This window comes from Roseomonas sp. GC11 (assembly GCF_024437745.1).
GTDB lineage: Bacteria > Pseudomonadota > Alphaproteobacteria > Acetobacterales > Acetobacteraceae > Pseudoroseomonas.
Window position 1 is genome coordinate 19533 of sequence record NZ_JANFNY010000010.1, and the last position, 16919, is coordinate 36451.

The window sequence follows — 16919 nt, forward strand, 5'->3', positions numbered from 1 at the left end:
AAAATTGTAATGTTGAGCCTCACGTGACCCTCACCGCCGAACCCCCTCCCATCGACACCACCCCCGCCCTGCTGGAAGAGGTCATCCGCCTGCATCAGGCGGGCGGCTTCGGCCGCGCCGAGGCCCTGCTGCGCGAAGCCCTGCGGCAGCGGCCGGGCGACCCCTTCCTGTGGAATGCCCTCGGCGTGACGCTGGCGGGCCTGGGCCAGCCGGCCGAAGCCCTGCTCTGCTACCGCCGCGCCATGCGGGGCGCCGCCGGCATCGATGCGCTCTGGACCAATCTCGGCAATGCCCTCACCCAGCTGCGCCAGCACGAGACGGCGCGGCTCTGCCACGCCCGCGCCATTGCCCTGGCGCCGGAGAATGCCGGCCACCACTACAATGCCGGCATCTCGCTGGCCGAGGCCGGGCAGCACGCGGCCGCGGTGCAGGCCTTCACCGCCGCCCTGGCTCGCCAGCCCGGGCATGACATGGCGCGCTGGGACAGGGGCCGCAGCCTGCTCCACCTGGGGCGGCTGGCCGAGGGCTGGGCAGACTACGCCGTGCGGCTGGAGAATGGCCTGGTGCCCCGCCGCCCGCTGCCGGGCCGCCCCTGGGCCGGGCAGGAATTGCGCGGCCAGCGCCTGCTGGTGCTCTCCGAGCAGGGCTTTGGCGATACCCTCTGGGCCTGCCGCTACCTGCCCCTGGTGAAGGCGCGCGGCGGCACGGTGCTGCTGGAATGCCAGCCCGAACTGCTGCCCCTGCTCGCCGGCCTGCCGGGCGTGGATGCGGTGCTGCCCCTGGGCGCGCCCCTGCCCCCGGTGGAGTGGCACATCCACCAGTGCAGCCTGCCCGGCCTCTTCACGCATGGCCCGGCCGCCATTCCCCCCTGCCCTCCCCTGCCCCTGGACCCTGCCCGGCAGGCACGCTTCCGCGGCCTCCTGGCCACCGATGCACTGCGTGTCGGCCTCGTCTGGTCCGGCAACACCACCTTCCGCCGCAACCATGAACGGGCCCAGCCGCTCAGCCGCTTCCGCCTCGCCTTCGAGCAGCCGGGGGTGCGGCTCTACAGCCTGCAGATGGGCTCCCCCCGCGCGGAGCTCGACACCCTGCCCGGCCACGGCATCACCGACCTCGCCCCTCTGCTGCGCGACTTCGCCGACACCGCCGCCGTGGTGTCCCAGCTCGATCTCGTCATCATGACGGACAGCGCCGTGGCCCATCTCGCCGGGCTGCTGGGGCGGCCGGTCTGGGTGCTGCTCGGCCGCAATGCCCACTGGCTGTGGAACGGCGCGGGCGAGGGCAGCCCCTGGTATCCCTCCCTCCGCCTCTTCCGCCCGCGGCATGAGGAGGATTGGGACCATGTCTTCGACAGCGCCGCCGCCGCGCTGATGGAACGGGCCCTGCGCCCCTTGCCAGGGATGTGAACCCTGCCAGCCATTCCTGCCTGCGCAACGAAGCGATTCGGAGGGCGGCTGTGAACCTTGCCAGCCAGGGCCAGAGGCCCCCATGGTGCTGCGGTGTGAACCTTGCCAGCCGGAAAACCCCGCCCGGATGCCTCCGGATGTGAACCCTGCCAGCACGGCGATTTCGCGGATTTTCTTTTATAATAAATGGCTTGCCGGGTTATCCACGCGAACCCTGCCAGCCCCTTTAACAATAACAATCTCTCTTTAACCCCTAGCATTGCCCTGGGCTGGCAAGGTTCGCAGCGCTTGGAAGGGGTGGCTTGCAAGGTTCGCATCGACGGCCCCCCGCCGGACGTTGCAGGTTGCCGTTCATGGTGCAGCCGAAGACGAATCCCGAACCCCAGGATGACCAGGGCGACCTGTTCGGCGACACCGCCAGCGTGCACAGGCTGGTGGAGGCAAAAGGCGCCAAGGGAGCCGTGAAGGCCGCGCAGCTGGCCGTGCTGGATGCGAAGCCTGCCAGCCTCTCGCGCGCGCTGGCCGGGCGCATGGGCCGCCAGATCGCCGATACGGCCTCCACCGCCATCGTGCGCGAATTCGAAGGCAGCAGCGAGATCGGCTATTCCTATTCCGCCTGGTGCCTCGCCGGCCTGCCACACCGCGACCAGCCCAAGGACCAGAACTGGCTGATCGAGACGGATTTCGCCCGCCTCCTGGTGCGCCCCGGCGTGCGGCTGCGCGATGACAACAGCCAGGAATATATCGGTGTCCCCTTCGGCAGCTATGCCCGCCTGCTGCTGATCGACTGGCAGACGGAAGCCCTGGAGCGTGGCTCACGCGAGATCCATATGGGCCGCTCGGCGAGCGCCGTGGTGGCGCGGCTGGGCATCAACCGCGGCGGCCCCAGCAATGCCAAGGTGACAGAACAGCTGGAACGCCTCGCCAGCTGCGCCGTGGATTTCAGTTTCGGCAGCGACAAGAAGGGCGTGATCATCAACCAGCGCCTTGTCGAAGCCTTCAGCTATGTCGGCGAGCCAGACCCGCGCTCGACCAAGACAAACCGGCTGGTGGAGCGTGTGCTGCTCTCCCAGGCCTTCTTCGAGGAATTGCGCCGCCATCCGGTGCTGGTGGACCGCGCCGCCGTGCGCGACCTCACCACCTCCCCCCTGGCCATCGATATCTATCTGTGGCTGGCCTACCGCCTGCACTCGCTGCCGAAGGAAACGCCGATCGGCTGGGACAGGCTGTGGCGGCAATTCGGTTCCAAGGTTGGCGCCCTCAAGAATTTCAAGACACAGTTCGAGGGGCCTCTGCATCTGGCGCTCTCGACCTACAAGAACGCCAAGGTGCGGGTGACGGATCGGGGCCTTCTGCTGGAACCTTCGCCGCCGCCGATCCGGGTTTAAGTGTTCTTTTTGTAAAAAGAACCAAAAACTTTCTTTTAGAAAAAGTCTTTTTGCTTCTTTTTCTTCAGAAAAAGAAGATTCTTCCTATACCTCACCGCTGTTGTGAACCTTGCCACCAGGGCCTGACCCTGGCTTGCAAGGTTCACACCCTCACCCCTTGGCGTGGCGCTGCAAAAGCTCCGGCAGGCTTTCCACCATGCCTTGCACCACCTCATCGCTCAGCGAGGTGGCGAAGCGGAACACCCATTGCCCGCCATTGCGTGTGAGAGTTCCCAGCTTCTGCCCCTCATGCACGATATGCCGGCGCTCCACAGGCGGAGCGGCCCCCGCCGGCGACCGCATTTCCCGGCCCTCGGCCACGCGCAGCAGCAGATTGATCTGCTCCTCCGCCTCCACCCCCCTCCCCTGCTGCTCCAGCGCCTCCAGGATACGCGGCAGGATGGCCTCATTGGCTTCCACCGCCTCCATGACGCGGCGGGCGCGCAGCATGGAGAGGCGGCGCGGGTCCTCCAGGCGCTCGATGATCTCCGATGGGAACCTTGCCAGCCGCAGGTAAAGGCTGAAGGTCGAGGGATCGATGCCGAACTGGGCGGCGATATCGCGCCCGGCCCCCTGGAGGCGCGCCCGCACCTCGGCGAACCAGCGCGCCCGCTCCAGCGCCGAGATATCCTCGCGCCGCTCATTCTCGGAGAACTGGACGCGCAGCATGGCGGCATCGTCCAGGGCGCGCACGCGGGCCAGCACCGCGAGGCCCAGGTGCCGGCACACCTCAAGCCGCCGCCGCCCCGCCGCGATCTCGAACCGCCCACCCTCCCGCCGCCGCAGGGTGATGGCATCGTTCTGGCCATTGGCCCGGATATCGGCCAGCAACGCCTCGAACTCCGCGCCGGAGAAGGCGCCGGGCAGACGGTCGCGTGGCAGGGGGTCGTCAACCAGGGCGGGATCAACGAAGAGAAACTCCTCCCCGTTCTCGCCGCTGCGCGCGGCGAGGTTGCGCGCCTGCGACAGCTGGCGCTCCAGCCCCTGGTTGGCGGTGGTGGCGCTGGCCAGTTCCGCTTCCAGCCGGGCGATGCGCTCGCGCAGCCCCTCGGCGGCGAGGCCCAGCGCGGCGGCGGGGCGGTGCTGGGCGGGCTTCTCCGCCTCGGGCGGGGGGGCGGGCTGGGTGGCGGCCTCGGCGGTGCGGTCGCGCACCGCCTGGGCCAGGGCGCCGAAGCGCGAGCCGGGGGCCTTCATGCGGCCCTCCCCCAATGGCGGCGCAATTCGTCCTCGATGGACTGGTTCACGGCATTGGCGCTGGCGATGACACGGTTATAGGCGGCACGGTCCGTGCTCGGCTCATATTCATAGAGCGTCTCCTTGCCGAAGCCGGCGGTGCCCATGATGCGCGAATGCAGGAAGGGCTCGGGCAGGACACGGGCACCGAAGCGCTCCCGCAGCAGGGCCAGCAGCGCCTCCTGGCTACGGTCCGTGGGGTCATAGGCGGTGACCAGGATGCGGGCGAAGGCGAAGTCCAGCCCATGGCCGAAAGCCGCATGGTAATCGGCCGTATAGCTGGCCAGATGGGCGAAGAACTCGGCGGTGGAGGCGAGGTCCGTCATGGTGGCGCGGGTCGGGATGACCAGCCCCGTGGCGGCGTGAAGGGCGGTCGTCATCAGCATGTTGACGTCCGGCCGGGTGTCGATGACGGCCACGTCGTAGCGCGGCGCGACCGCGGAGAGAAAGGCGGCCAGCTCGTCGAAATAGAGGATTTCCTCGGCTTCGCCGCTGGCGGCGCGACGGGCCAGGGTCTCCTCCGCCTCGGCGAGGGCGGCGCCGGCGGGCAGCAGGTCGATACCGGGCCAATAGGTGCGCTGGCAGAGCGAGGCCGCCAGATCGGGTGCCGCGCCAGCGCCGCGCCGGAGCCAGGCGGTGAAGCAGGTGGAGGCCTTCACCTCCGTGGCCGGATCGAGGCCGAACTGGGCGGTGCTGCTGGCCTGGCTGTCGAGATCGACGAGCAGGACGCGGAAGCCCTGCAGGGCGAGATATTGCGCGCAATGGACGCTGCTGGTGGTCTTGGCCGAGCCGCCCTTAAAATTCGTGAAGACGACAGTGGCCAGGGCCTCGCCCCGCGCGGGGTCGCGGCGCGGCATGCGGCCGAGGGCGGCCCGGGCGGCCTGAAGCTCAGGGAAGTCGAGGCGGGCGCGGGGGGCGATGCCCTTGCCCTCCGGCGCGAGGCCGGCGGCCTGGCGCAGCTGGCGCGGGGTGGTGCCGAGCAGGGCGGCGGCTTCCTGCACGGAAAAACTGCGCAGCCGCTTGCGCTTTTCGGGCGCGTTCTCCACCTCGATCGCGGTGCGCTGCGCGGCGCGCAGCACCTCGGCGATCTGGCGGAAACTCTCGGCCTGATCCATGAACTCCTCCGGTCGCAGGTGATTTCTCCATAAGCGAGACGGAGCCTTCCCGCAAAGGGGCGCCGGGCGATGGTGGTGCGAAGGGTGGCGAGTGTGGCTTGGATGCATCCAATCCGCCGCGCGGCGGGGAGGGGGAGCGGCCAGATTGGATGCATCCAATGGGATGCATCCAAGCCGTGGCTCAGTCGAGCCCGAGCAGCCAGCGCTCCAGGGGCACCGCCCGCACCTTCGCCCCGGGCAACAGCCGGTTGAGCGAGGCGCGGTTGCGGGTGATCCAGCCGAGGCAGCCGAATTCCGTCTCGAAGGCTTCGAATTCGTCCCGGCTGACCCGCAGGGTGCGGCAGTTCACGAGGTAGCGCGCCCCTTTGCGGCAGCCCGGGGCAGCGGCCCAGTTGCGTTCTGGCGACACCACCACCGGAACCCAGTAGCGGCGGGCCGTATCCAGTTGATCGATATCGCGCCGATGCATGGCATTGTCCCCCCGTCCCGATCCTGTCCGGGCCACGGCGCGCGGGCGCCGTGGCCAGGCCATGATCAGGGGCGGGTCAGGTCGAAGCGGTCGGCATTCATCACCTTCACCCAGGCGGCGATGAAGTCGGTGACGAACATCGCCCCCGCATCGGCCGCGGCATAGACCTCGGCCAGGGCGCGCAGCTGGGAGTTCGAGCCGAAGGCGAGGTCCGTGCGCGTCGCCGTCCAGAGCGCCGCGCCCGTCTTGCGGCAGGTGCCGGCGAAGACCTCATCGGCATGGCCATCAATCAACTTCCAGGCCGTGCCCATGTCGAGCAGGTTGACGAAGAAGTCGTTGGTCAGCAGCCCCGGGCGATGGGTGAACACCCCCTCCTTCCGCCCGCCATGATTGGCCCCCAGCACGCGCAGCCCGCCGAGCAGCACCGTCATTTCCGGCGCGCTCAATGTCAGCAGCTGGGCGCGGTCGATCAGCAATTCCTCCGTCGGCACGGTGAAGGGCACCTGGAGGTAATTGCGGAAGCCATCGGCCTTCGGCTCCAGCACCGCGAAGCCCTCGGCATCCGTCTGTTCGGCGCTGGCATCCGTCCTGCCCGGGGTGAAGGGCACGGCCACGTCATGCCCGGCCTCGCGGGCGGCCCTCTCCACCGCCGCGCTGCCGCCGAGCACGATGAGATCGGCGAGGGAAACCTTCTTGCCGCCGCCCGCCGCGGCGTCGAAGCGGGCCTTGATCCCCTCCAGCACCCCCAGCACGCGGGCCAGCCGCGCCGGCTCGTTGACGTCCCAATCCTTCTGCGGGGCAAGGCGGATGCGCCCGCCATTGGCGCCGCCCCGGTGGTCCGAGCCGCGATAGGTCGAGGCCGAGGCCCAGGCCGTCGCCACCAGCTCGGCGGTGCTCAGCCCGCTGGAGAGGATCTGCGCCTTCAGCGCCGCGATATCGGCGGCGTCAACCGGGGCGTAATCCGCTGCCGGAATGGGGTCCTGCCAGATCAGGTCCTCGGCCGGCACATCGGGGCCGAGATAGCGCGCCTTCGGCCCCATGTCGCGATGGCAGAGCTTGAACCAGGCCCGCGCGAAGGCATCGGCGAACTGCTCCGGATGGGCGCGGAAGCGCTCGGAGATGGCCCGGTAGGCCGGGTCCACCTTCATCGCCATGTCGGCGGTGGTCATCATCGTGGGCAGGCGGCGCTCCGGGCTGTGGGCGCCGGGGGCCATGTCCTCGGGGGCGGGGTTGATGGGCTGCCACTGCTTCGCCCCCGCCGGGCTGGTCACCAGTTCATACTCATAATCGAGCAGCATGTGGAAATAGCCGCCATCCCAGCGCGTCGGGTTGGGCGTCCAGGCGCCTTCCAGCCCGCTGGTGATGGTGTGGTCCCCCATGCCGCTTTCATGCGTGCTGTGCCAGCCGAGGCCCTGCAGGGCGATATCCGCCCCCTCCGGCTCGCGCCCCACATGGGCGGCATCGCCCGCGCCGTGGCACTTGCCGAAGGTATGGCCACCGGCGGTCAGCGCCACCGTCTCCTCGTCATTCATGCCCATGCGGGCGAAGGTCTCGCGGATGTCGCGGGCCGACTGCGCCGGGTCCGGCACGCCCCCTGGCCCCTCCGGGTTGACATAGATGAGGCCCATCTGGATGGCCGCCAGCGGGCTCTCCAGCACCATGTTCTTCGCCGGGTCGATGCGGGTCTGGCCGAGCCATTGCTCTTCCGTGCCCCAATAGATGTCCTTCTCCGGCTCGAAGACGTCTTCCCGCCCGCCGCCGAAGCCGAAGACCGGGCCGCCCATGGACTCGATGGCGACATTGCCGGCCAGGATCATCAGATCCGCCCAGGAGAGCTTGCGGCCGTATTTCTGCTTGACCGGCCAGAGCAGGCGGCGCGCCTTGTCGAGATTGGCATTGTCCGGCCAGGAATTGAGCGGCGCGAAGCGCTGCGTGCCGGCGGAGGCGCCGCCCCGCCCATCCCCGGTGCGGTAGGTGCCGGCGCTGTGCCAGGCCATGCGGATGAAGAAGGGGCCGTAATGCCCGTAATCGGCCGGCCACCAGGGCTGGCTGTCGGTCATCAGCGCGTGCAGGTCGCGCTTCACCGCGGCGAGGTCGAGGGAGAGGAATTCCCTGGCGTAGTCGAAGCCATCCCCCATCGGGTTCCCGCTGCGCCCGCGCTGGTGGAGGATGTCGAGGGCCATCTGGTTCGGCCACCAGTCGCGGTTGGTGCGGCCGAGCAGGGCGCGCACACCCCCCGCCTTCTTCATCGGGCAGCCCATCTGGCTGCCAGGATTGGTATCCATGGACGTATTCCTCCCTTGGTTGATTGGCAGGAAGGCTATGCTCTGGCCATGATCGAGGGAAACGAGTTTTTTCGATAAATTTTATGGGCGAAATCGATCATCGGGTCCGCGGCGGCGCGGTTGGCCCGAGGATCGCCGCCACCACATGGCGCGCGGCGCCCGCTGGCGTTACTCCTGCGCCCCTGTGGCCGATGCGAGGAGTAGGGCGATGGCACCAGCCGATGAATCCTGGGCGGAGGCGGAAGCCCTGGCCCGTACCCTGGCGCCGGAACTGCGTTCCGTGGTGCTGACCCACTACCCCGATGCCGAGACGCTGGACCTGCTGCGCCCCGGCGAGGCCGCCTCGCTGGCCGAGCGTCAGGCCGCCAACCGTGCTGTGGCGGCGGAAATGCTGCGCCAGGGCGTGGCCGTGCTGGTGCAGCAGCCCGATCGCGCCGCCGCCCGCCGCTGGCTGGACGCCCATCCCGGCGGCGGCCGCGCCTGGAGGGACCGCGAGGCCCTGCGCCAGGGGCCGGAGGCGCTGCGCCTGCTCGGCCTCGACCCGGCCAAGGCCCCCGCCCCCCGCGCCGACAAGGGCAGCGGCACCCCGGCCGAGCGCCTGATGCGCCTCTTCGCCGGGGAGGACCGCCTGGCCTTCGAGACCCTCGCCGAGACGCTGATCCAGCAGGGGCGGGATGGCGTGCTGGACCAGGCGGTGCGCAAGGTGGCGCAGCGCTATGGCGAGGAGGCGGCGGATGATCTGGCGCAGGACTTGCTGACCCTGGCCGAGGCTGCGCCGGCTGGCCCCTCTGGCTGGGCCGGGCTGGTGGCGCTGCCGGTGGCCCTGTCGCCCGGTGCCCTGCCCGACCCCCTGGCCCTGGTCGAGGGGCTGCTGGCCTCCGGTGCCCTGTCTGAGGGCGTCGCCCTGCATCTGTTGCCGGAATGGCGCGCGCCCGAGGCCATCGCGGAACTGACGCCGGTGCAGGCGCGGCAGGTCCTGCTGGAGATGCTGGCCGGGCAGCCGCCCGCCGCCCTGCCGCCCGCCGAGGCCGCGGTGCTGGGGCAGGGCAGCTTCGCCGTGCTGATCGGGCTGCAACTCGATTGGGATGTGCCGCTCTGGGAGGAGATCGCCGTCTCTGGCCTGCCGGAGCCCCCGGCCGAGGATGCGCCCGCCACCCCGGAGGAAGAGGCCCGGGCCGAGGCGTTCGACCGTTGGCGCTCCCTGGCGTATCAGGCGCAGGGTGGCTGCGTGCCGCTGGCCCTTGTGCCGCTCTCCGAGACGGCGGCTGAAATCGCTGACTTCCTGGAAGAGGCGGATGAACAGGGCGGCGGCGCGCTGCGCGAGATCCGCGACTTCATCGAGGTGGCGCGGGAGGAAGCGCGGGGGGAAGACGTGCTGTGCCTGCCGCGCGCCACGGCGGAGGAACTCCACCTGACGCTTTATACCCGCGCTGGCCGCCTGCTCGACGAAACCCGGCTGGAGGCGGAGCGCCTGCCCGTGCCCCCCGCCGAAATGCCCGCCCTGCTGGAAGAGTTTGTGGCCCTCGTCAGCCACAGGCCCCAGTAAGGAAGGAATCTTCTTTTTCTGAAGAAAAAGAAGCAAAAAGACTTTTCCAGTCTGGCGTCCCGCCTATGGCCTGAGGCGGGACGCCAACTGGAAAAAGTTTTTTGGTCCTTTTTTGAAAAAAAGGACATTCTTGTTCAGGCTCTTTGCGTGGCCCCGCCATCCACATAGAGATCGGCCATGGTCACATGCCCCGCCTGATCGGAGAGCAGGAAGACCACGGCATGGGCCACATCCTGCGGCGTGGCCAGCTTGCCGAGCGGGATGCCGGTTTTGAAACTGTCCAGCGAGCCGGCGATCACGCGGGCGGCGCCCTGGTCATCGGCCCACATGCCTGTCTGCATCGGCGTCAGGGTGGAGCCGGGGGCGACGATGTTGCAGCGGATGCCATGCGGCGCCAGTTCCAGCCCGAGGCAGCGGGTGAACATGGTCGCCGCGGCCTTGGAGGCCGCATAGGCCGCCATGCCGTGGCGCGGCACCCCGGCGGCATTGGAACTGACGGTGACGAAGGCGCCGCGCCGCCGCGGCACCATCCGCCGCGCCAGGGCCCGGCCGAGATGGAACACCCCATCGGCATTGACGGCGAAGACATGCCGCCACGCGGCATCCTCCGTCTCCGTCACCAGCCCCGTCTCCAGCACGCCGGCGACGGACAGGCCGAAATCGACCGGGCCTTCCTCCGCCTCCACCCGCGCCACCAGCGCCTCGACCGCGGCGGCGTCCGAGACGTCGAGCGGCAGGGCGCGCAGGCCGGGGCGGGGGGGGAGGTCGTCCACCACCCGGTCCGTCGCGACCACGCGGGCGCCGGCCTCCAGCAGGGTGTCCACCACGGCGCGGCCGATGCCGCCGGCGGCGCCCGTCAGCAGGGCCAGCCGGCCCTCGATCCCGGTGAGGCGCATCAGCCCTGGCCTTCCAGCCGGGCCACCACCTGGGCCGTGGCGCAGGGCACGCCGCAGACGGCGGCGACATACTCCACCGCCATGTCATGTTTGGCGCGGGAGAAATCGGCCACCGCATCGGCGACGAAGAAGGGGTGGATATCGCGCATGAAGGCATCCGCCGCCGTCAGCATGCAGCCGATATGGGCGTAGACGCCGCAGATGATGAGCTGGTCCCGCCCGCGCGCGCGCATCAGCCGTTCCAGGTTGCTGCGCTGGAAGGCGCTGTAGCGGTGCTTGGTGAGGACGAAATCCTCCGGCGTGGGGGCAAGCTCGGGCAGGATGGGCTGGTGCGCCCCGGCATCGCTCATGCCCGGGCCCCAGAGATCGGCCTGCAGGCCACGGTCACGCCGGTCCTGGTTGACGTGCTGGGCGGTGTAGAAAACGGGCACCCCCGCCCGCCGCGCGGCCGCCAGGAGCTGCGCGATATGCGCCACCACCGGGGCCAGCGGCGCCTCGCCCGCCGGGTAGGGGCGGAGGAAATAGCGCTGCATGTCATGCACCAGCAGGGCTGCGCGCCCCGGCTCCAGCGGCCAGCCGCCGCCGCGCGGCGCGGGCAGTGACGCGGCCTCGGGCAGGGCATAGGGGGCGATGGTGGGCAGGCCCTTCTGGCTCATCGGGCGGGTCGTCCTTGGCAGGGAGAAAGAAGGCAGTCAGGGGGCGGGGGCATCGACCCCGCGCGGGTCGATGCCCAGCGCGGCGAGCATGGCGCCGTATTTGGCGCCGGTTTCCGCAGCCTCCTGCCAGGGGTCGGAGCCGGGCACGATGCCCGCCCCGGCATAGAGCCGCGCGGTATGGCCGCTGATCTCGGCGCAGCGGATGGCGACATGCCAGGCGCCATCGCCGCGCCCATCGCCCCAGCCGACGGCACCGGCATAGAAGCCGCGCGACGCGGGCTCGATCTCGCCGATCAGCGTCGCCGCCCGGGCGCGCGGCAGGCCGCAGACGGCCGGCGTCGGGTGCAGCGCGGCGGCGAGGGCGAGCACGGAGAGGCCCGGCTCCTTCGCCACCCCCTCGATGCGGGTGCCAAGATGCCACATGCTGCGCGTGCTGGTCAGCGTCGTGCCCTCAGGTGTGGCGAGGTCGCGGCAGAAGGGCGCCAGGGTGTCGAGGATGTATTCCACCACGATGGCATGCTCGCGCTGGTCTTTCTCCGAGCGGGCGAGGCCCTCGGCCGCGGCGCGGTCGGCGCTGGCATCGGCCTGCCGCCGGGCGGAGCCGGCCAGGGGGTGGGAGACCACCGCCTCCCCCGTCTTGGACACCAGCAGTTCCGGCGTGGCGCCCATCAGCAGGCGGGGGCGCCCCTCCTGCGGCGGCAGCGGCACCAGGAAGGCGGTCACCGCCGGGTCGGCGGAGAGGCGGTGCAGCAGCCGGGCGGTGTCGATCGGCGTGGCGGAATGGGCCAGCAGGCTGCGCGCCAGCACGATCTTGTCCAGCCGGTCTGGCCCGGCCTCGCCGGCCATGATGTCGAGGGCGCGGCGGACGGCGGCGGCATAGCCGGCGGCATCCGGCTCGTGGCGCAGGCGCCAGTCCTGGCCGGGCGGCGGGGCATCCTCCTCCGGCGCGGGGGGCAGGGCAGGGAGCAGGCGGCGTGGCTGGATCAGGTGGTCCGCCGCCGCGCGGTCGAAGGGCAGGGCGCCGGCCAGCACCGCCTCCGGCCCGGCGGCGCGGAAGAAGGCCTCGGCGCGGGCAGCCAGGGTTTCGGCGGGGCCGGGGGGCAGGGCGGCGGCCTCGCCCTGGCCGCAGAGCAGGCCATGGCGTGAGCGGAAGGCGAAAAGCGGTGCGCCCCCGGCCTGTTCCTGGGTGGCCCCGCGCAACATGATGTTCATGGCCGGTCTCTCCATTCGGCATCCCTGGCGTGGCTTCAATAGTGAAGGTGATTTTCATTCGCAATCCTTGCCGCTGCGCGGGCGGCAGCGGGGATTGCTGCCCTGCGGCATATGCAGGGCTTTCACGCCACGCGGAGAAGGCGAGGGGAGGGGTGTTGAGGCCGTCCATGGGGTGCTGAGAGGGGCTTCGCCCCTCTCAGACTCTCCCCACCAAAGGCCTGAGGCCTTTGGAAACCCTTTCTGGGGGCAGGTATCGGAGGGGGCGAAGCCCCCTCAAGGCGCAACGCTTTCTCAGTCGGCGCGGATGCCGGTCTCGGCGATCAGCCTGGCCCAGCGGCTGCGCTCGGTGGCCATGAAGCGGGCGAAGTCATCCGCGCCCATGCGGGCCGGGACGGCGCCTTCCTCGGCGAGGCGTTTCGCCACCTCGGGCACGCCGAGGCTGTCGGCGATGGCGGCTTCGAGGCGGGCGCGGATGCCCTCCGGCAGGCCGCGCGGCGCCACCACCCCGTACCAGGCGGAGGCGTGGTAGTCCGGCAGCGCCGCCTCGGCCACCGTCGGCACCTGGGGCAGGGCGGCGATGCGCCGCGTGCCGGTCACCGCCAGGGGGCGCACCATCTCGCCCTGGATCAGCCCGGCGACGGAGGGCAGCGTCGTCACCATGAAGGGGATATGGCCGGCGACCACATCGTTCAGCGCCGGGCCGGCGCCACGGAAGGGCAGGTGCTCCGCCTCCACCCCCGCCATCTGGAACATCAGCGCCGCCGCGAGGTGGCTGGCCGAGCCGTTGGAGGCCGAGGCATAGCTGAAGCCGCCGCGCTTGCCGCGCGCCTCGGCCAGCAGGCTCCGCAGGTCGGTGGCCTTGCTGCCGGGGCCGGTCACCGCCACCAGGGGCGCATCCGCCACCAGCGCCACCGGCTCCAGCACCTTCAGCGGGTCGATCTTCAGCGAGGGGAAGAGCGACTGGTTGACCGTCATCGGCCCCTGATTGCCGATCAGCAGCGTATAGCCATCGGGGCGGGACTGGGCGACGGCCTCGGTGGCCAGATTGCCGCCGGCGCCGGGCTTGTTCTCCACCACCACCGGCTGGCCCAGCACGGTCTGCAACTGGGCGGCCAGGACGCGGGCGACATTGTCCGTCCCGCCCCCCGGCGCATAGGCGACGAGCAGGCGGATCGGGCGGCGCGGCCAGGCGCCGGTATCGGCCAGGGCAGGCCGTGGGGCGGCCAGGGTGGCGGCGGTGCCGGCGGCGAGGCCGGCCAGCAGGGAACGGCGCGAGATCATGTCTCGTTTCCTCCGATTCTTTTTTATGGACCCTGGCTCTACTCGGCGGCCAGCAGCGGCGGTGCCGCCATGGCCACCGCCCGGGCGGTTTCCTCGGGCAGGAGCAGGTGCCCCTCGAAAATCCGCCGCGCCGTGCGCTGCACGCTGGCCCAGCGGACCTTGCCTTCCTCCAGCCACAGGCCGATTTCCATCAGGCCGGCGGGGTGGGCGATGCTGATGCTGTCCTCCCCGCCCTCCGGCCGGGCCGGGGGGGTGGCGAGAGCCGCGGCCACGGTGCCCGGCAGGCGCGCGGCCACCGCCAGAGTGATGCCGCCCGTCACCGCCATGGCGCGGTGGACGCTGTGCGGCGTCAGGTAACGCGCGGTGAGGGTGGCGCCGCCCGTGCCCGGCCCGAGCAGGGCGGGCTTGGGCACCACGCTGTCCGACACATCGCCAAGGCCCATGCGCCGCCCGGCTTCCAGCCGCAGCGCCTCGATCCGCGCGCGCAGGGCGGGATCGGCCTCGATCGCCTCGGGCGGGGCATCGGCGCGGGTGCCGAGATCGGCGGCGGCCACCAGCATCATCGGCATGGCGCCGTCGATCAGCGTGACGGTGACGCCGCCGATCGCCTCGCTGCGCGCGCCGGAGGGGAAGAGGCGCCCCGTCTTGCTGCCGGCGACATCGCGGAAGCGCAGCGCGATGGGGGCGGCGGTGCCGGGCACGCCGGGGATGGCGGTCTCGCCCGTATAGGTCACCTGGCCGCCCGGGGTGCGCACCACCGCCTCCACCAGCTGCCCGGTGTTGCGGTTGCGGATGCGCACCAGCGTCTGCGGGTGGCCCGGCGCCACCAGCCCGGCCTCGATGGCGAAGGGCCCGACGGCGGCGAGCATATTGCCGCAGTTCGGCCGGGTATCGACGCTGTTCCGCTCCACCGCGACCTGGGCGAAGAGATAATCGACATCCACGCCCGGCTCGGTGGAGGGGCCGACGATGGCGACCTTGCTGGTCAGCGTCGTGCCGCCGCCGATGCCATCCACCTGCATGGGGTGGGGCGAGCCGAGGGCGGCGAGCAGCACGGCGTCCCGCGCCGCCGGATCGGCCGGCAGGTGGGCGGAGAGGAAGAACGGCCCGCGGCTGGTTCCGCCCCGCATCAGCACGCAGGGGATGCGTGTCTGCATCGCTGTTTCCTTCCCATCTTCGTGTTCGCCGTGGTTCTGCGCCCGGCGGGATGCGGAAAGAAGTGCAAAGAATGGTAGAATACTTGCAACACAAGCAAGAAAGGCCCCCGGCATGGCCATCGACCTCGACCAGATCCGCACCTTCGTCGCCGTGGCCGAGGCCTCCAGCCTGACGCGCGCCTCGGAGCTGATGCATCTCTCGCTGCCCGCCGTGTCGCGCCGGCTGAGCGCGCTGGAGGAAGAACTCGGCATCACCCTGATCACCCGCACCACGCGGCGCGTGGCGCTGACGCAGACGGGGCGGGAATTCCTGCCGCGCGCGCGGCGGCTGCTGGACGAGCTGGAGGAAAGCCTGCTGGGCATCCGTGAGACGGCGGCGCGGCGGCGCGGGCTCATCACTCTCGCCTGCATCCCGACCGCCGCCTACTACTTCCTGCCCGTGACCATCGCCGATTTCGCCCGGCGCTTTCCGGCCGTGCGCGTGCGGGTGATGGACCTCTCCGCCGATGGGGTGATCGACATGGTGGCGAGCGGCGGCGCGGAATTCGGCATCGGCATGGAAGGGGCGATGCACCCGGATGTGGAGTTCAAGCCGCTGCGGCGCGACCCCTTCGTGCTGGCCTGCCGGCATGATCACCCGCTGGCGCGGCGGCGGCGGCTGCGCTGGGCGGATCTGGAGGGGGAGAAGCTGGTGGGCGTCTCGCGCCGCTCCGGCAACCGGCTGATCCTCGACCGGGCGCTGCTGCCGCAGGGCATCCGGCCCAATTGGCATTACGAGGCGGAGCACCTCTCGACCAGCCTGGGCCTGGCGGAGGCGGGGCTGGGGGTGGCGGTGGTGCCGCGCCTGGCCCTGCCGCGCAGCCCGCACCCGGTGCTGGTGGCGCGCCCGCTGGAGGCGCCGCGCATCGAGCGGGCGACGGGGCTGGTGCTGCGGCGCGGCAGCAGCCCTGCCCCCGCGACGCGGGCGCTGCTCGATCTGCTGGAGCGGCGGATGGCTGCTAGCTGATAGCATATTTTTTGTGCATATATGCGAAGATTGCACTTTTTTTGATCGATATTTGTGGGATGATATAAGCAAAAGCTAAAAAACAGCCATTCTCCTGCTTCTGCGCCGGCTTTGAATAACTGTACGCTCAGTTAGTTTCAGCGGGAGCGCAGCCGATGCCCATCAGCGACGCGGATATGATCGCGGCCTGGAAGCAGGTCCTTACCCTCTCTGAACTGAAGCCGGGGGAGGTGGTCACCGTCCTCACCGGCCCCTCCACCCATCCGCAGACGCTGTCCACCGCGATGATCGCGGCGCGCGGCATGGGCGCCATCGTCAACCGCCTGGACCTGCCGCCGGTGAATGGCGAGGCCTCGCTGAGCCGCGATGCCCTGGCCTTCGTGGGCGACACGCCGCTCACCGGCAACCCCGCTGGCATGGCGGCGCTGAAGGCGAGCGACCTCGTGCTGGACCTGATGCTGCTGCTCTTCTCCCCCGAGCAGGGCGAGATCCTGGAGTCTGGCACCCGCATGCTGCTGGCCGTGGAGCCGCCCGAGGTGCTGGCCCGGCTGGTGCCCACGCCGGCCGACAAGGCGCGCGTCAAGGCCGCCGGGCTGAAGCTGAAGGCCGCGCGGGAGATGCATGTCACCTCCGCCGCCGGCACGGATTTGCGCTGTGCCCTCGGGCAATATCCACTGCTGGAGGAATATGGCTTCGTCGACGGGCCGGGCCGCTGGGACCATTGGCCGAGCGGCTTCCTCGCAACCTGGCCGAATGAGGGCCAGTCGAACGGCACCATCGTCATCGACCGCGGCGATATCCTGCTGCCCCAGAAATCCTATGTGCAGGACAGGATCGTGATGACGGTGAAGGATGGCTATGTCACCGCCATCGAGGGCGGCCTGGATGCCGATCTTCTGAAGGACTACATCGATTCCTTCGGCGACCCGGAAGCCTATGCCATCTCGCATATCGGCTGGGGGTTGCAGGACCGCGCCCGCTGGTCCGTGCTCTCCCTCTATGACCGGGAGCAGACGATCGGCATGGATGCGCGTGCCTTCGCCGGCAATTTCCTGTTCTCGCTCGGCCCCAACACGGAAGCTGGCGGCACGCGCAACACGCCCTGCCATATCGACATCCCGCTGCGCCACTGCACCGTGCGCCTCGATGGCGAGGCGGTGACGCTGGATGGCAAGGTCGTGGCCGACCTGCCCGCCGCCGCCGCGTGACGGCGCGGCATCGCAACCTCTG

14 protein-coding genes are annotated in these 16919 nt (G+C 70.4%); 5 read left to right on the plus strand and 9 right to left on the minus strand.

The window, feature by feature from the left end; genetic code table 11:
* Nucleotides 1-23: 23 nt before the first annotated feature.
* Both NON00_RS04845 and NON00_RS04850 read left to right on the plus strand, forming a co-directional pair.
* Nucleotides 24-1406 carry a tetratricopeptide repeat protein gene (locus NON00_RS04845; RefSeq protein ID WP_256017957.1) on the plus strand — a complete coding sequence of 461 codons (1383 nt, stop codon included), beginning with the start codon at nucleotides 24-26 and terminating at the stop codon, nucleotides 1404-1406.
* Between the two features lie 353 nt (nucleotides 1407-1759).
* The gene (locus tag NON00_RS04850) at nucleotides 1760-2794 is read left to right on the plus strand and encodes a replication protein RepA (protein WP_256017958.1); all 1035 of its coding nucleotides are present in this window, start codon (nucleotides 1760-1762) and stop codon (nucleotides 2792-2794) included.
* A 150-nt stretch (nucleotides 2795-2944) separates the two neighbouring features.
* On the opposite strand, the gene NON00_RS04855 is transcribed toward NON00_RS04850, so the two are convergent.
* The 4 genes from NON00_RS04855 to katG form a co-directional block, all read right to left on the minus strand.
* Nucleotides 2945-4027 (minus strand): ParB/RepB/Spo0J family partition protein, encoded by a 1083-nt coding sequence (locus NON00_RS04855; RefSeq protein ID WP_256017959.1) that lies wholly within the window; start codon nucleotides 4025-4027, stop codon nucleotides 2945-2947.
* Nucleotides 4024-5181, minus strand: coding sequence for an AAA family ATPase (locus tag NON00_RS04860; protein WP_256017960.1), 1158 nt, complete (start codon nucleotides 5179-5181; stop codon nucleotides 4024-4026). Before NON00_RS04860 ends, NON00_RS04855 begins: the two co-directional genes overlap by 4 nt.
* Before the next feature lie 181 nt (nucleotides 5182-5362).
* Nucleotides 5363-5530, minus strand: a complete 168-nt coding sequence (locus NON00_RS04865) for a hypothetical protein (protein WP_256017961.1) — start codon at nucleotides 5528-5530, stop codon at nucleotides 5363-5365.
* Nucleotides 5531-5715: 185 nt separating this feature from the next.
* Nucleotides 5716-7935 carry a catalase/peroxidase HPI gene (gene katG / locus NON00_RS04870; protein WP_408906445.1) on the minus strand — a complete coding sequence of 740 codons (2220 nt, stop codon included), beginning with the start codon at nucleotides 7933-7935 and terminating at the stop codon, nucleotides 5716-5718.
* Between the two features lie 208 nt (nucleotides 7936-8143).
* On the opposite strand from katG, the gene NON00_RS04875 reads away from it, so the two are divergent.
* Complete coding sequence (locus NON00_RS04875) at nucleotides 8144-9481, plus strand: hypothetical protein (protein ID WP_256017962.1); 1338 nt, start codon at nucleotides 8144-8146, stop codon at nucleotides 9479-9481.
* A gap of 134 nt (nucleotides 9482-9615) precedes the next feature.
* Here the strand turns inward: NON00_RS04875 and NON00_RS04880 are convergent, their stop codons facing one another.
* The 5 genes from NON00_RS04880 to NON00_RS04900 all read right to left on the minus strand — a co-directional run bounded on the left by NON00_RS04880 (nucleotide 9616) and on the right by NON00_RS04900 (nucleotide 14683).
* Complete coding sequence (locus NON00_RS04880; protein WP_256017963.1) at nucleotides 9616-10377, minus strand: 2,3-dihydro-2,3-dihydroxybenzoate dehydrogenase; 762 nt, start codon at nucleotides 10375-10377, stop codon at nucleotides 9616-9618.
* Nucleotides 10377-11033 (minus strand): isochorismatase family protein, encoded by a 657-nt coding sequence (locus tag NON00_RS04885; RefSeq protein WP_256017964.1) that lies wholly within the window; start codon nucleotides 11031-11033, stop codon nucleotides 10377-10379. The genes NON00_RS04880 and NON00_RS04885 overlap by 1 nt, the downstream gene beginning before the upstream one ends.
* Before the next feature lie 36 nt (nucleotides 11034-11069).
* Nucleotides 11070-12245 (minus strand): isochorismate synthase MenF, encoded by a 1176-nt coding sequence (locus NON00_RS04890; RefSeq protein WP_256017965.1) that lies wholly within the window; start codon nucleotides 12243-12245, stop codon nucleotides 11070-11072.
* Nucleotides 12246-12536: 291 nt separating this feature from the next.
* Complete coding sequence (locus NON00_RS04895) at nucleotides 12537-13526, minus strand: tripartite tricarboxylate transporter substrate binding protein (protein ID WP_256017966.1); 990 nt, start codon at nucleotides 13524-13526, stop codon at nucleotides 12537-12539.
* A gap of 38 nt (nucleotides 13527-13564) precedes the next feature.
* A complete protein-coding gene (locus NON00_RS04900; RefSeq protein ID WP_256017967.1) occupies nucleotides 13565-14683 on the minus strand; it encodes a 4-oxalomesaconate tautomerase in 1119 nt (372 codons plus the stop codon).
* A gap of 112 nt (nucleotides 14684-14795) precedes the next feature.
* Between NON00_RS04900 and NON00_RS04905 the strand changes: the two genes are divergently transcribed.
* Together NON00_RS04905 and NON00_RS04910 are read left to right on the plus strand one after the other, a co-directional pair.
* Entirely contained in the window at nucleotides 14796-15689 is an 894-nt protein-coding gene (locus NON00_RS04905; protein ID WP_256017968.1) for a LysR family transcriptional regulator, read from the plus strand.
* A 155-nt stretch (nucleotides 15690-15844) separates the two neighbouring features.
* A complete protein-coding gene (locus NON00_RS04910) occupies nucleotides 15845-16897 on the plus strand; it encodes a 2,5-dihydroxypyridine 5,6-dioxygenase (protein ID WP_256017969.1) in 1053 nt (350 codons plus the stop codon).
* Nucleotides 16898-16919: the final 22 nt, after the last annotated feature.

Coding starts and splice junctions, on each gene's coding strand:
- NON00_RS04850 (WP_256017958.1), top strand. CDS start 1,760: ATGGTGCAGCCGAAGACGAATCCCGAACCCCAGGATGACCAGGGCGAC.
- NON00_RS04855 (WP_256017959.1), bottom strand. CDS start 4,027: ATGAAGGCCCCCGGCTCGCGCTTCGGCGCCCTGGCCCAGGCGGTGCGC.
- NON00_RS04860 (WP_256017960.1), bottom strand. CDS start 5,181: ATGGATCAGGCCGAGAGTTTCCGCCAGATCGCCGAGGTGCTGCGCGCC.
- katG (WP_408906445.1), bottom strand. CDS start 7,935: ATGGATACCAATCCTGGCAGCCAGATGGGCTGCCCGATGAAGAAGGCG.
- NON00_RS04875 (WP_256017962.1), top strand. CDS start 8,144: ATGGCACCAGCCGATGAATCCTGGGCGGAGGCGGAAGCCCTGGCCCGT.
- NON00_RS04880 (WP_256017963.1), bottom strand. CDS start 10,377: ATGCGCCTCACCGGGATCGAGGGCCGGCTGGCCCTGCTGACGGGCGCC.
- NON00_RS04885 (WP_256017964.1), bottom strand. CDS start 11,033: ATGAGCCAGAAGGGCCTGCCCACCATCGCCCCCTATGCCCTGCCCGAG.
- NON00_RS04890 (WP_256017965.1), bottom strand. CDS start 12,245: ATGAACATCATGTTGCGCGGGGCCACCCAGGAACAGGCCGGGGGCGCA.
- NON00_RS04895 (WP_256017966.1), bottom strand. CDS start 13,526: ATGATCTCGCGCCGTTCCCTGCTGGCCGGCCTCGCCGCCGGCACCGCC.
- NON00_RS04900 (WP_256017967.1), bottom strand. CDS start 14,683: ATGCAGACACGCATCCCCTGCGTGCTGATGCGGGGCGGAACCAGCCGC.
- NON00_RS04905 (WP_256017968.1), top strand. CDS start 14,796: ATGGCCATCGACCTCGACCAGATCCGCACCTTCGTCGCCGTGGCCGAG.
- NON00_RS04910 (WP_256017969.1), top strand. CDS start 15,845: ATGCCCATCAGCGACGCGGATATGATCGCGGCCTGGAAGCAGGTCCTT.